Source organism: Sphingomonas silueang (assembly GCF_040049155.1).
In the GTDB taxonomy this organism is placed as follows: domain Bacteria; phylum Pseudomonadota; class Alphaproteobacteria; order Sphingomonadales; family Sphingomonadaceae; genus Sphingomonas; species Sphingomonas silueang.
On sequence record NZ_JBDZDK010000012.1, the window covers coordinates 92,595 to 105,772 of the forward strand.

A 13,178-nucleotide genomic window follows, 5' to 3' on the forward strand; every position below is an offset into this window, starting at 1 on the left:
CGATGCTGTCACGCACCGCGGCGTCGCTCTACTGGCTGGGCCGCTATGTCGAGCGGGCCGATTTCCTCGCGCGGCTGGTCGAGGCGACGGTGCGGCTCGACGCGCTGTCGTCGCGCCCGGCGGGCGACGCGGCATGGGCCAGCGCGCTGGCGGTCAGCTATACCGAGGACAGCTTCGCCGCCACCGGGCACCGCGTCGGGCAGGAATCGGTCGCGCGCTTCCTGACCTGCGACCGCAGCCATACGGGCTCGATCCTGTGGTGCCTCGACGCCGCGCGCAACAATGCCAAGGCGGTGCGCACCGCGCTGACCCGCGACGCATGGACCGCGATCAACCGCGCGTGGATCGTCTTCAACGGACCCGCAGACGACGGCGACGCCGACATCCTGAACCTGGTCGAGGCGATCAAGGCCGAGGCGCGCGGGTTCGAGGGCGCGGTGCAGCGGATGATGAAGAACGAGGCGACGTGGTTCATCCAGCTCGGCGCCGCGATCGAGCGGGCGGACAATACCGCGCGGCTGATCGACGTGAAATACCACCTGCTGCTGCCCGAGGGCGAGCGCGTCGGCGGCGCGATCGACCGCGATCAGTGGACCACGATCCTCCAGACCGTCTCCGCCGTCACCGCCTATCGCTGGCTCTACAGCGAGGGGCTGAAACCCGCCCATGTCATCGAGCTGCTGCTGTGCCGGGGCGAGGTGCCGCGCAGCCTGTCGGCGTGCGTCGACGAGACGGTCGAGATGCTGAACCTGCTGGGCAAGCGCACCGGATTCCAGGGCGAGGCCGACCGCATGGCGCGGGCGCGGCTGGCGCGGATGCAGAAGACGCGGGCGCATGAGGTGATCGTGAGCGGGCTGCACGAATATCTGACCGCCTTCATCCGGGAGAATGCGATGCTCGACGCGGCGATCGCCCGCCAGTTCCGGTTCATCTGATGCGGCTGTCGGTCCATCACGAGACGCGGTACCGCTTCAGCGAACCGCAGGCGCGCATCGTCCAGCTGCTGCGGCTGTTCCCCGGCGACACGACGCACCAGACGGTGATCCACTGGCGGATCGACGTCGATTGCGACGCGCGGCTGCGCGAGGGCGTCGACGGTTACGGCAACCACACCCGGATGCTCTATGCCGAGGGGCCGGTCGACGGCTTGCTCCTGACGATTACGGGCGAGGTGCTGCTGAGCGAGGACGACGGCCCGATCGAGGGGGCGAGCGAGCCCTTCCCGCAAGCGCTGTTCCGTCGCGTCACGCCGCTGACCCGCGCCGACGAGACGATCGCCGGACTGGCGGACGGCGACGATCTGGCGGCGATGACCGCGTTGGCGGGGACGATCCATGCACGCTGGCCGCTCGACCGGCGGCCCACGCCCGCGATCCGGTCCGCGATCGACGCGGCGGCGGACGACCGCCTGTCGCCGCGCGACATGGCGCAGATCTTCGTCGCGGCGGCGCGGGCGCGGGGGCTGCCCGCGCGCTATGTCTCGGGCTACAGCCTGTCTGGCGACGACGAGCGCCGCACCGCCGCGCCGCATGCCTGGGCCGAGGCCTATGTCGCGGGCGGATGGTATGCGTTCGACCCGGCGGTCGGCGGACGATCGGGGCTGGACCATGTCCGCGTCGCGGTGGCGCTGGACGCCGCCGGGGCCGCGCCGATCGCGGGCGTGCGGATGGGGGCGGGCGACGAGGCGCTCGACGTGGACGTGCGGATGGAGGGTAGCGGGGAGGCGTAGGCCGCTCCCGATCCTCCCCGGTACGGGGAGGGGGACCGCCGCGAAGCGGTGGTGGAGGGGGCCGCCACGTACGCAGCGGTTGCGTCTGCCGACAACCCCCTCCACCAGCCTGCCGCTGGTCCCCCTCCCCGTGCCGGGGAGGAGCTTTTACCCCTCGTACGCCGTATAGTTCTTCAGCTCGTCGCCGGTCAGCTGCACCACGTGCAGCACGTTGGTCGACCCCGGCGTCCCGAACGGCACGCCTGCACAGACCACCACCCGGTCGCCCGCTGCCGCCAGCTTGTGGCGCAGCACCATGCGCTTGGCCTTGGCGACCATTTCCTCGAACGATTCGACGTCGCGGGTGTGGACGGCGTGGACGCCCCACATCAGGCCCGAACGCCGCGCCGTCTCGATCTGCGGGGTGAGCACCATGATCGGCACCGCCGGGCGTTCGCGCGCGATGCGGCGTGCGGTCGATCCGGACTTGGTGAAGCACAGGATCGCCTTAGCATCGACCGTGGCGGCGATGTTCTTGGCGGCTTCGGCCAGCGCGTCGGCGGTGGTGGGATCGGGCTGGAGCACGGTGAAGTGCACCCGGTCGCCGTGCGCGGGGTCGCGCTCCACCGCATGGGCGATGTCGTTCATCATCGTGACCGATTCGACCGGCCAGCTGCCCGCGGCACTCTCCGCCGACAGCATGATCGCGTCCGCGCCGTCATAGACCGCGGTCGCCACGTCGGACACTTCGGCCCGGGTCGGCGAGGGCGAGGTGATCATCGATTCGAGCATCTGCGTCGCGACCACCACCGGGCGGCCCAGCCGTCGCGCGGTCTCGACGATGCGCTTCTGGAGCGGCGGCACCGACTGCGGCGGCAGCTCGACGCCGAGGTCGCCGCGCGCGACCATCACGCCGTCGCACTGTTCGACGATCTCCTCCAGCCGCGCGACCGCCGAGGGCTTCTCGATCTTGGCGAGCAGCGCCGCCTTGCCGCCGATCAGCTTGCGCGCCTCGGCAAGGTCTTCCGGGCGCTGCACGAACGACAGCGCGATCCAGTCGACGCCCTGCTCGACCGCGAAGTGGAGGTCGGAGATGTCCTTGGGCGTCAGCGCCGCCATCGGCAGCACGACGTCGGGCACGTTCAGCCCCTTGGAGTTCGACAGCGCGCCGCCGACGACCACCTCGGTCACGATCCGGTCGTCGTCATGCTCGAGCACGCGCAGCACCAGCTTGCCGTCGTCGAGCAGCAGCCGCGCGTCGCGCGCGATCGCGGCGAAAATCTCGCGGTGGGGCAGTTCGACGCGGGTGGCGTCGCCCGGTTCGCTCGACCGGTCGAGCACGAAGCGCTGCCCGGCCTCCAGCATCACCCGCCCTTCGGCGAAGCGGCCGACGCGCAGCTTCGGTCCCTGAAGATCGGCGAGGATGGTGGTCGGGCGATGATATTGCCGCTCGAGATCGCGGATCGCGCGGATCACGGCGACCTTCGATTGCTGGTCGCCATGGCTCATGTTCACGCGAAAGGCGTCCGCGCCTGCCTCGAACAGGGTGGCGATCATCTCGGGCGTATTGCTGGCGGGGCCGAGCGTAGCGAGGATGCGCACCTTGCGCGAACGGGGGCTGAAGGCCTTGGTCATATCACTCTCCGGGCGTTTGCGTGCCAGCCTCTAAGGGTTATTGCGGCGCGATCAACCTTGGAGGGCCGAGTCATGGCAACAATCGATTCAATCGGCGAAAAAGCGCAGGCGGCGGCGTTCCGGCGGCTGGTGCGGCATCTCCGGCATCGCAGCGATGCGCAGAACGTCGATCTGATGGGGCTGGCCGGGTTCTGCCGCAACTGCCTGGGCGACTGGCTGGCAGAGGCGGCGGGCGTGGCCAAGGACGAGGGGCGCGAGGCGGTGTACGGCATGCCCTATGCGCAGTGGAAGGCGGAGCACCAGCAGCCCGCGTCGCCCGAACAGATTGCGCGGATGCAGGCGAGCGTGGCGCGCAACCGCGACGACGAGGGCGACGCGCTGGACGCGGCCTTGGAGGACAGCTTTCCGGCGAGCGATCCGCCCGCGATGACCGAGCCGAAGTGATCGCGCTCCCCTCCCTTGTCAGGGAGGGGAGTGACGGATCACACCGCCCGCGCCGCGCGCAGCAGCCGCCGCGCCCGCAGGAACATCTCCGCCCGCTGCGCGACGATCACGCCCCAGCCCAGCGCCACGAAGGCGTCCGTCACCGTCGCGGCGTTCAGGTGCAGCATCGTCGCCCCGCCGTGCGCCATCGCCTGCTTGAGCAGCGCGCGCACCACGACGAGGCCGACGATGAAGAACAGCGCGGCGGGCGAGGGGCGGTGGTTGAGCGCATGGGTGATGGGATCGACCTCGATCCGCATCAGCCGCCCGCGCTGCCAGCCGAGCGCCAGCCCGACCGCGCCCGCGACGAGGCACAGCGCCCAGCCCCAGCCCGCAGGCGGGAGCGAGGCGTAGAGCATCGCCGCGACGCCGGTGAAGAGGACCGGCATGATCCACAGCGTCTGGAGCCGCAGCCGCCTGAGCTTCTGCCCGCGCCACGAGCGCAGCGCGACGATCCCGGCGATGACGCCGAACGAAATCAGCGTCGGCGTATAGCCCTCTTGCCCGTGCATCGATTCGATCCCCCTGGCCCCGCCCGGCGATCGGGCGGAGCCTCGGGCGGATTATTCCGCAGCTTGCGCGGTCGGCGCAACGTCCTTGTACGCCAGCACCGGCTTGCGCGCGGCCAGCGTCTCGTCGAGGCGGCGGCGGGGGGCGAAGTGCGGCGCGGACTTCAGCGCCTTGTCGCCCGCCTTGGCCCGTTCGCCGACCGACTTCAGCGCGCCGATGAACTGGTCGAGCGCCGCCTTCGATTCGGTCTCGGTCGGCTCGACCAGCATCGCACCGTGGACGACCAGCGGGAAATACACCGTCATCGGGTGATAGCCCTCGTCGATCAGCCCCTTGGCCACGTCCAGCGTCGAGAAGCCGTCCGCGAGGTTCGCGTCGCTGAACAGCGCCTCGTGCATGCACGGCCCGCTGGCACCGAACGGCGCGTCGAGCGTGTCGTCGAGGCTGCGCAGGATGTAGTTGGCGTTGAGCACGGCATCCTCGGACACCTGCTTCAGCCCGTCCGCGCCGTGGCTGAGGATGTAGCTCAAGGCGCGGGTGAACATGCCCATCTGCCCGTGGAAGGCGACCATGCGGCCGAAGCTGTCGGCGTGATGCTCGCCCGCCGTTTCCTCCTCCACGAGGACGAAGCGGTCGCCTTGGCGTTCGACGAAGGGTAGGGGGGCGAAAGGGGTCAGCGCCTTGGAGAACACCACCGGCCCCGACCCCGGCCCGCCGCCGCCGTGCGGGGTCGAGAAGGTCTTGTGCAGGTTGATGTGCATCGCATCGACGCCGAGGTCGCCGGGGCGCACCCGCCCGACGATCGCGTTGAAGTTCGCGCCGTCGCAATAGACGTATCCGCCCGCCGCATGCACCGCGTCGGAGATTTCCTTGAGATCCCGCTCGAACAGGCCGCAGGTGTTGGGGTTGGTGATCATCACCCCCGCCACGTCGGGGCCGAGCCGGTCCTTCAGCGCCTGGGTATCGACGCGGCCGTCGGCGGTGGCGGGAATGTCCTTCACGGTAAACCCGGCGAAGGCGGCGGTGGCGGGATTGGTGCCGTGCGCGCTCTCGGGCACGAGGATGATCTTGCGATGGCCCTCGCCGCGCTTCTCCAGCGCCGCCTTGATCGCGAGGATGCCGCACAGCTCGCCGTGCGCGCCCGCCTTGGGCGACATCGCGACCGAATCCATGTTGGTCAGCGTCACCAGCCAGTGCGCCAGCTGATGGATCAGCTCCAGCGCGCCCTGCACCGTGTCGATCGGCCCCAGCGGGTGGAGATCGGCGAAGCCGGGGAGGCGCGCCATCCGCTCGTTCAGGCGCGGATTGTGCTTCATCGTGCACGACCCCAGCGGGAACAGGCCGAGGTCGATGGCGTAGTTCTGACGGCTGAGGCGGGTGTAGTGGCGCACCGCCTCCGGCTCGGACAGGCCGGGCAGGCCGATCGCGCTCTTGCGGGCATGGTTGCCGAGGCGCGAGGGCGCTTCGGGCGCTTCGTCGATATCGACGCCGGTGGTGTCGCTCGACCCGATCTCGAAGATCAGCGCCTCTTCCAGCATCAGCGCGCGGTTGCCGGTGAAGGTCGCCTGCGTCTGCGCCGAAGCCTCGCCCATCTCGGGGCGCCAGCCGCTCTGGTTCACGCTCATGCCAATGCCTCCTCAAGCGCCGTTGCCAGCGCCTCGATATCCTCGTCGGTCACGGTTTCGGTGACGGCGACGACCAGCCCGTTCGCAAGGCCCTCGTCGGTCGGGTAGAGCCGCCCGAGCGACACGCCCGCCAGCACGCCGCGGTCCGCGAGGTCGCGCACGATCGGGCGCGCTTCCTTCGACAGCTTCAGCGTGAATTCGTTGAAGAAGCTGTCGTTGACCAGCTCGACGCCCGGCACCCGTGCCAGCCGGTCGGCGGCGGCGCAGGCCTTGGCATGGTTCACGGCGGCGAGCTGCCGCAGCCCCTTTTCGCCGAGCAGCGTCAGGTGGATCGAGAAGGCGAGCGCGCACAGCCCCGAGTTGGTGCAGATGTTCGACGTCGCCTTTTCGCGGCGGATATGCTGTTCGCGGGTGGACAGCGTCAGCACGAAGCCGCGCTTGCCCTCCGCGTCCACCGTCTCGCCGCACAGCCGGCCCGGCATCTGGCGCACCAGCTTTTCCGAGCAGGCGAACAGGCCGACATACGGCCCGCCGAACTGGAGGCCGACGCCGAGGCTCTGGCCTTCGCCGACCACGATGTCCGCGCCGAGGTTGCCCGGCGCCTCGATCGCACCCAGCGCCACCGGTTCGGTGACGACCGCGATCAGCAGCGCCTTTACCGCATGCGCCGCATCGGCGATGCGCTTGAGGTCGGGAATGCGGCCGAGGATGTCGGGATATTGTACGACGACGCACGAGGTGTCGCCGTCGATCTTCTCGATCAGGCGATCGTCGTCGGTTCCGGCGACCAGCCACGGACGGGTCGTGTCGAGCACGTCGCCGGTGAACTTCGCCATCGTCTTCGCGACCGAGACGTAATGCGGATGCACCCCGCCCGAGAACACCGCCTTCGCCCGCCGCGTCACCCGCCGCGCCATCGTCACTGCTTCCCAGCAGGCGGTCGAGCCGTCGTACATCGACGCATTGGCCACGTCGCAGCCCAGCAGGCGCGCCACCTGGCTCTGGAACTCGAAGAGCATCTGGAGCGTGCCCTGCGCGATTTCCGGCTGATAGGGGGTGTAGGCGGTCAGATACTCGCCGCGCTGGATCAGGTGATCGACGCTGGCGGGCACATGGTGGCGATACGCGCCGCAGCCGAGGAAGAACGGCACCGACCCCGCCGCGACGTTCTTCGCCGCGAGTTTCGACAGGTGCCGTTCGACCGCGAGTTCGCTGGCATGGTCGGGCAGGCCGGGGACGGGGCCGTCGAGCCGGGCGGATTCGGGTACGTCGACGAACAGGTCGTCGATGCCGTCGGCACCGATCGTGGCCAGCATCGCGCTGCGATCGGCGGGGGTGAGGGGGAGATAGCGCATGTTGGTCCTTGTTGGTCCGCTGCGAAACAGCGGCCTCGTTCGTCATTCCGGCGCAGGCCGGAATCCACGGATACGGGCGTCATCGATGGAAGCGCGCCGTCCCGTGTCCATGGATCCCGGCCTTCGCCGGGATGACGAAGGCCGGTGGCGCGGTACCCGAGATTTACAGCCGCGCGACGTAGGCGGCGTATTTGTCCTCGTCCATCAGCTCGCCCAGTTCGCTGTCGTCGCGCAGCGTCAGCTTGAAGAACCAGCCTTCGCCCTCGGGATCCTCGTTCACCAGCGCCGGATTGTCGGCGAGCTGCGCGTTCGCCTCGATCACCGTGCCCGATGCGGGGGTGTAGACGTCGGACGCGGCCTTGACCGATTCGACCACGGCGGCGTCGTCGCCCTTGGTCAGCTGACGGCCTTCCTCGGGCACGTCGACGAACACGATGTCGCCCAGCTGCCCGGCGGCATATTCGGTGATGCCGACGGTCGCGACTTCACCGTCGACCTCGATCCATTCATGTTCCTGGGTGAAATAGCGGCTCATGGGATTTCCCTTCAGCGGACGTAACGGTGGGGGACGAACGGCATCGGCACGACGCGCGCCGGATGCTGCTTGCCGCGCTGGCGCAGGGTGACGACCCCGCTTGCCGCCAGCGCGGGCGGACAATAGGCCATGGCGATCGGCGCCTGGACGCTGGGCGCGAAGCCGCCCGAGGTGACGCGGCCGACGACGTTGCCTTGCGTGTCGATCACCTCGGCACCCTCGCGCACCGGCTGGCGACCGTCGATCATCAGCCCGATGCGCTTGAGCGCCGGACTCGCGGCCCGCTCGGCGAGGATGCGCTCGGCACCGGGGAAGCCGCCTTCCTCGCGACGGCGCTTCGACAGGGCAAAGCCCAGATCGGCGGCGATCGGCGTCGTCTGGGGATCGAGGTCGTGGCCGTAGAGCGGCAGTCCTGCCTCGAGACGCAGCGAATCGCGCGCGCCGAGGCCGATCGGCTTCACTTCCGGCTGCGCGGTTATCGCATCGGCGAAGGCGGTCGCGACGTCCTCGGGCAGCGACACCTCATAGCCGTCCTCGCCGGTATAGCCCGAGCGGCTGACCCACAGCGCATGGCCCTGCCAGTCGAAGCTGCCCGCGGTCATGAAGGTCAGGTCGGCGACGCCGGGGACGAGGCGGGCGAGCGCATCGACCGCCTTCGGCCCCTGCACCGCCAGCAGCGCGCGGTCGTCGAGGTGGTTGAGGGTGATGTCGTCAGGCAGGTGTTCCCGAAGATGGGCGATGTCGTCGTATTTGGTCGCGCCGTTGACGACCATGTAGAAGGCATCGCCCGCCGCCGCGTCCAGCGGGAAGGGCACTTCCGGCCCGAGCCGGGTGACCATCAGGTCGTCGAGGATGCCGCCGTTGTCGGCGAGCAGCAGCGAATAGCGCATCTTCGCGGGCTTCAGGATGCGCAGATCGCCCGGCAGCAGCGCCTCCAGTGCCTCGGTCGCGCCTTGCCCGTGGATCAGCAGCTGACCCATGTGGCTGACATCGAACAGCCCGGCGCTGTCCCGCGTCCACAGATGCTCGGCCATGATGCCGTCATACTGCACCGGCATCAGATAGCCCGCGAAGGGCACCATCCGCCCGCCCTTCGCCCGGTGCCAGCCGTCGAGCGGCAGCAGCTGCGGCGGCAGGTCCTCGACCGGATCGGTGCCGTCGGCGCGCAGTTCATGGGCGGGTTCGGGGGGCAGGTCACTCATGGCCACGTCCTTCGTGATGGGTCAAACGACGACGGGCGGCATGGTGGTGCCGACAGCCATCGCCCCCTCTGTCACGGAACCTGAGAGCTTTCGCACCGGAAACCCGATGCTTACCCCTTCGGTGGTCCGGCGCTTGTACGCCGTGACGCTTTCCAGAGTATCTTGATGCCATCGCGCGGTCCCTGTTGCCTGAGAGATTCCGGGGCGGTTGCTCCTTCGGCGGCGGACCTGGTCCGCACTCTCCCGCGCTTGGCGTCGGCTGGAAGCCTGTGATGCGCGGATTCTGTGGCCGGGGAGGGCCGATTCGTCAATGGGGAAGGGGCGCGCATGTTGTCGGATATGTCGTATTCCTACCCCGGCGGGGGCCGGGTGCGGCAGGATGCCGGATGCCGGGGATGACGGTGACGCCGATCCGCTGTACGGCGTCCCGCCCCCCTGTCGGAGCAACCCGCATGTCCCCCGTCCTCGGCCTCGATTTCGGCACCACCAATTCGGTGCTCGCCCGTGCGGGCGCGGACGGCGCGGCGCTGGTGCCGCTCGACGGACCCGAGGGCGCGGACGCGGTGTTCCGCTCGGCGCTGTGCTTCTGGCAGGACGACGTGCCCGGCGGCATCGCGTACGAGGCAGGGCCATGGGCGATCGACGAATATCTGCAATTTCCCGAAGGCTGCCGCTTCCTGCAATCGTTCAAGTCGGTCGCCGCCAGTTCCAGCTTCGACAGCGCGCCGATCTTCACGAGACGCTATCGCTTCGAGGATCTGGGGCGCGCGTTCCTCGACCGGCTGGCGGCGCGGGCGCGGGGCGCGCTGACGGCGCCGAAGCGGATCGTCGTCGGACGCCCCGTCACCTTCGCCGGATATCGCCCCGACGAGGCGCTGGCGCGCAGCCGGTACGACGCGATGTTCGCCGGGCTGGGGGCGGAGATCGTCTATGTCCATGAACCGCTGGGCGCGGCGTTCAGCCATGCCGCGACGCTGGATGCCGCCGCGACGATCCTCGTCGCCGATTTCGGGGGCGGCACCAGCGACTTCTCGGTCGTGCGGCTGGAGGCGCCGGGGGCGGAGCGCCGCGCGACGCCGCTGGGATCGGCGGGCATCGGCATCGCGGGCGACCAGTTCGACCGGCGCATCCTCGACCGGCTGGTGCTGCCGCTGCTCGGCAAGGGCGGCACCTATCGCTCGTTCGGCAAGGTGCTGGAGATACCGGCGGGGCATTTCAGCGATTTTTCCGACTGGTCGCGGCTTGCGCTGATGCGCAACCGCAAGACGCTGGCCGAGCTGGAGACGCTGCGCCGTGCCGCGACCGACGGGCAGGCGATCGCGCGGATGATCGCGGTGATCGAGGAGGAGCAGGGCTATCCGCTCTACGATGCGGTCGGGCGGGTGAAGCGCGCGCTGTCGGTGGGCGAGGAGGCCGAGTTCGCGTTCGAGGGCGGCGGCATCGCGATCCGCGCGCCCGTCACCCGCGCCCAGTTCGAGGACTGGATCGCCGACGACGTGGCGCGGATCATGGCGACCGTCGAGACCGCGCTGGCACGATCGGGCGTCGAAGCGGGCGCGATCGACCGGGTGTTCCTGACCGGCGGCACCTCGCTCACGCCCGCGATCCGCCGCGCCTTCGCCGCGCGCTTCGGCGCGGGGCGGCTGGCGTCGGGCGGGGAACTGACCTCGGTCGCGCACGGCCTCGCGCTGATCGGGGCGCAGGCGGATGTGGCGGCATGGGCGGCGTGAGACGCGCATCCTACCCATGAATCTTCGTCATTCCCGCGCAGGCGGGAATCCATAGCCGCCGACGGCTCGACCGGATTCGCGACGCCGGCGCATATGGGCTCCCGCCTGCGCGGGAGTGACGAAGAAGAATGGCGCAGTTTTCCTGCTTCGGCGAACTGGGCCTCGATCGGGCCGGTGCGGCAAACACGCGCGCCCCCGCTATACTTTCCCTGTTCGCTTCGGCTATCGCGCGGCCCCATGAAGCACGCTCTCAACGTCACGCGCGAACAGGATTTCGCCGCCTGGTATCAAGCCGTCATCACCGAGGCCGATCTGGCCGAGGAATCCGGGGTGCGCGGATGCATGGTCATCCGCCCGTGGGGATATGGCATCTGGGAACGCATCCAGCGGTTGCTGGACGACCGGATCAAGGCGACGGGGCATGAGAACTGCTATTTCCCGCTGTTCATTCCGCTCTCCTATTTCGAGAAGGAGGCCGAGCATGTCGACGGCTTCGCCAAGGAAATGGCGGTCGTCACCCATCACCGGCTGGTGTCGGACGGCAAGGGCGGGCTGACCCCCGACCCCGAGGCGAAGCTGGAGGAGCCGCTGGTCGTGCGGCCGACCAGCGAGACGGTGATCGGCACCGCCTTCGCCCGCTGGGTCCAGTCGTGGCGCGACCTGCCGGTGCTCATCAACCAGTGGGCGAACGTGGTCCGGTGGGAAATGCGCACCCGCATGTTCCTGCGCACCGCCGAGTTCCTGTGGCAGGAGGGGCATACCGCGCACGCCACCGCCGACGAGGCGCGCGAGGAGACGCTCAGGATGCTCGAGGTGTACCGCGAGTTCGCCGAGACCTGCCTCGGCCTGCATGTCATCGCGGGGGAGAAGCCCGAGAACGAACGCTTCCCCGGTGCGGTCGCGACCTATTCGATCGAGGCGATGATGCAGGACGGCAAGGCGCTCCAGGCGGGCACCTCGCACTTCCTCGGCACCAATTTCGCGCAGGCGCAGAACATCCGCTTCCAGAACGGCGAGGGCCAGTTCGAGCTGGCGAATACGACCAGCTGGGGCGTGTCGACGCGGATGATCGGCGGGGTCATCATGGTCCACGGCGACGACGACGGGCTGCGCGTGCCGCCCGCGATCGCGCCGTGGCAGGTGGTGATCGTGCCGATGCTGCGCGACGCGCCGGAGGACGAACCGCTGATCGCCTATTGCCGCGAATTGCAGGCGGCGCTGGCGAAACAGACCGCGCTGGGCGAGCCGGTGCGCGCGCTGCTCGACCTGAAGCCCGCCAAGGCGGCGAACAAGCGCTGGGGCTGGGTCAAGAAGGGCGCGCCGCTGATCGTCGAGGTCGGCGGGCGCGACATGGCCGGGGGCAATGTGTCGGTGGTGCGGCGCGACCGGCTGTACAAGGACGGCGGCAAGCTCGATTCGCAGATCGTCGCGAAGGACGATTTCGTAGGCGGCGTCGGGCAGGTGCTGGCGGACGTGCAGGCGGTGCTGCTGGCGCAATCGACCGAGAAGCTGCGGGCGCAGATCGTGCCGATGGACGACTGGGCAGGCGTCGAGGCGCATTTCGCCGACGGGGTGAAGAACCCCGGCTGGGTCGATGTCCGCTGGTCGAAGCCGACCGGTGACGCGCTGGAGTCGGTGGTGCAGCGGCTGAAGGCGCTGAAGCTGACGATCCGCAACGCCCCGCTGGGGCAGACCGGCTGCGACGAGGGGCCGTGCGTGTTCACCGGCGAACCGGCGGTGGAGCGGGTGCTGATCGGGCGGGCGTACTGAACTTGTAGGCGTATCCCCGTGGAGGCGGGGATCCAGGGATGCCGGACGTATCGCCTGCCGCCCTGGACCCCCGCCTGCGCGGGGGTACGACAAGGGGCGTCAGTCCTTCAGCTTCTCCGGCACCTGCCCGCCCGCCTTGCCGAGTTCGCGCAGCACCGCGGCGTGGAGCCAGGTGTTCATCTCGGCGCTGCCGTCCTTGGGGCCGCTGTAGCCGAGTTCGGTCGCCAGTTCCTTGCGGTTCTCAAGGCTCGAATCGAGGTCGAGCAGCTTCATCAGGTCGACGATCGAGGTCTGCCAGTTGAGCGGGGGATTGCCCTTCGCCTCGGCGATGCGGGCGATCGCGGCGCGGGCGTCGACCGGCTGCGCGGGCGCGGTCGCCGGGGCGGCGGGGGCCTGTGCCGGGGCGGCGGGGGCGGCGGGCGCGTGCTGCTGCACCGGCGCGGGGGCCGGGGTAGGCGCGGGTGCGGGCGCATCCTTCTTCCGGCCGAAGTAATTGTCGCCGAACGGCCCGCCGTCCTTGCCGAAGATCTGCGTCTTGATGCGCTCGAAAATGCCCATGGTCAGCCTTTCCCAACTGGTTATCGGTCGGGGCGGGTAACGGACGGGCGGGCGATCGGCTCCCGCT

At 69.6% G+C, this 13,178-nt stretch carries 12 protein-coding genes and 2 riboswitches; of the genes, 5 read left to right on the forward strand and 7 right to left on the reverse strand.

From position 1 onward, the window contains the following. The first annotated feature begins 2 nt into the window (after positions 1–2). Both ABLE43_RS13060 and ABLE43_RS13065 read left to right on the forward strand, forming a co-directional pair. Entirely contained in the window at positions 3–935 is a 933-nt protein-coding gene (locus ABLE43_RS13060) for an alpha-E domain-containing protein (protein ID WP_348978901.1), read from the forward strand. Further along, the gene (locus ABLE43_RS13065; RefSeq protein ID WP_348978876.1) at positions 935–1,729 is read left to right on the forward strand and encodes a transglutaminase family protein; all 795 of its coding nucleotides are present in this window, start codon (positions 935–937) and stop codon (positions 1,727–1,729) included. The genes ABLE43_RS13060 and ABLE43_RS13065 overlap by 1 nt, the downstream gene beginning before the upstream one ends. 147 nt (positions 1,730–1,876) lie before the next feature. Here ABLE43_RS13065 and pyk read toward each other — a convergent pair whose 3' ends face one another. Continuing rightward, positions 1,877–3,343, reverse strand: a complete 1,467-nt coding sequence (gene pyk, locus ABLE43_RS13070) for a pyruvate kinase (protein WP_348978877.1) — start codon at positions 3,341–3,343, stop codon at positions 1,877–1,879. Positions 3,344–3,415: 72 nt separating this feature from the next. Between pyk and ABLE43_RS13075 the strand changes: the two genes are divergently transcribed. Further along, positions 3,416–3,787 (forward strand): DUF1244 domain-containing protein, encoded by a 372-nt coding sequence (locus ABLE43_RS13075; RefSeq protein WP_348978878.1) that lies wholly within the window; start codon positions 3,416–3,418, stop codon positions 3,785–3,787. A 38-nt stretch (positions 3,788–3,825) separates the two neighbouring features. On the opposite strand, the gene ABLE43_RS13080 is transcribed toward ABLE43_RS13075, so the two are convergent. The 5 genes from ABLE43_RS13080 to gcvT form a co-directional block, all read right to left on the reverse strand. After that, positions 3,826–4,338: a CcdC protein domain-containing protein gene (locus ABLE43_RS13080; protein WP_348978879.1), complete on the reverse strand. Its 513-nt coding sequence runs from the start codon at positions 4,336–4,338 to the stop codon at positions 3,826–3,828. Between the two features lie 51 nt (positions 4,339–4,389). Next, positions 4,390–5,961 (reverse strand): aminomethyl-transferring glycine dehydrogenase subunit GcvPB, encoded by a 1,572-nt coding sequence (gcvPB, locus tag ABLE43_RS13085; protein WP_348978880.1) that lies wholly within the window; start codon positions 5,959–5,961, stop codon positions 4,390–4,392. Continuing rightward, positions 5,958–7,316 carry an aminomethyl-transferring glycine dehydrogenase subunit GcvPA gene (gene gcvPA, locus ABLE43_RS13090; protein WP_348978881.1) on the reverse strand — a complete coding sequence of 453 codons (1,359 nt, stop codon included), beginning with the start codon at positions 7,314–7,316 and terminating at the stop codon, positions 5,958–5,960. The genes gcvPB and gcvPA overlap by 4 nt, the downstream gene beginning before the upstream one ends. 163 nt (positions 7,317–7,479) lie before the next feature. After that, positions 7,480–7,851, reverse strand: coding sequence for a glycine cleavage system protein GcvH (gcvH, locus tag ABLE43_RS13095; protein ID WP_348978882.1), 372 nt, complete (start codon positions 7,849–7,851; stop codon positions 7,480–7,482). Between the two features lie 11 nt (positions 7,852–7,862). Further along, positions 7,863–9,053, reverse strand: coding sequence for a glycine cleavage system aminomethyltransferase GcvT (gcvT, locus tag ABLE43_RS13100; RefSeq protein ID WP_348978883.1), 1,191 nt, complete (start codon positions 9,051–9,053; stop codon positions 7,863–7,865). Positions 9,054–9,111: 58 nt separating this feature from the next. Beyond that, a riboswitch (glycine riboswitch) is annotated at positions 9,112–9,219 on the reverse strand. Continuing rightward, positions 9,220–9,309, reverse strand: a riboswitch (glycine riboswitch). It lies immediately after the preceding riboswitch. Positions 9,310–9,505: 196 nt separating this feature from the next. Between gcvT and ABLE43_RS13105 the strand changes: the two genes are divergently transcribed. Then, on the forward strand, positions 9,506–10,783 hold the full coding sequence (locus ABLE43_RS13105) for an Hsp70 family protein (protein ID WP_348978884.1): 1,278 nt from the start codon (positions 9,506–9,508) through the stop codon (positions 10,781–10,783). Between the two features lie 237 nt (positions 10,784–11,020). Beyond that, positions 11,021–12,553 carry an aminoacyl--tRNA ligase-related protein gene (locus ABLE43_RS13110; RefSeq protein WP_348978885.1) on the forward strand — a complete coding sequence of 511 codons (1,533 nt, stop codon included), beginning with the start codon at positions 11,021–11,023 and terminating at the stop codon, positions 12,551–12,553. 99 nt (positions 12,554–12,652) lie between these two features. Here ABLE43_RS13110 and ABLE43_RS13115 read toward each other — a convergent pair whose 3' ends face one another. Continuing rightward, entirely contained in the window at positions 12,653–13,111 is a 459-nt protein-coding gene (locus ABLE43_RS13115; RefSeq protein ID WP_348978886.1) for a DUF3597 domain-containing protein, read from the reverse strand. Positions 13,112–13,178: the final 67 nt, after the last annotated feature.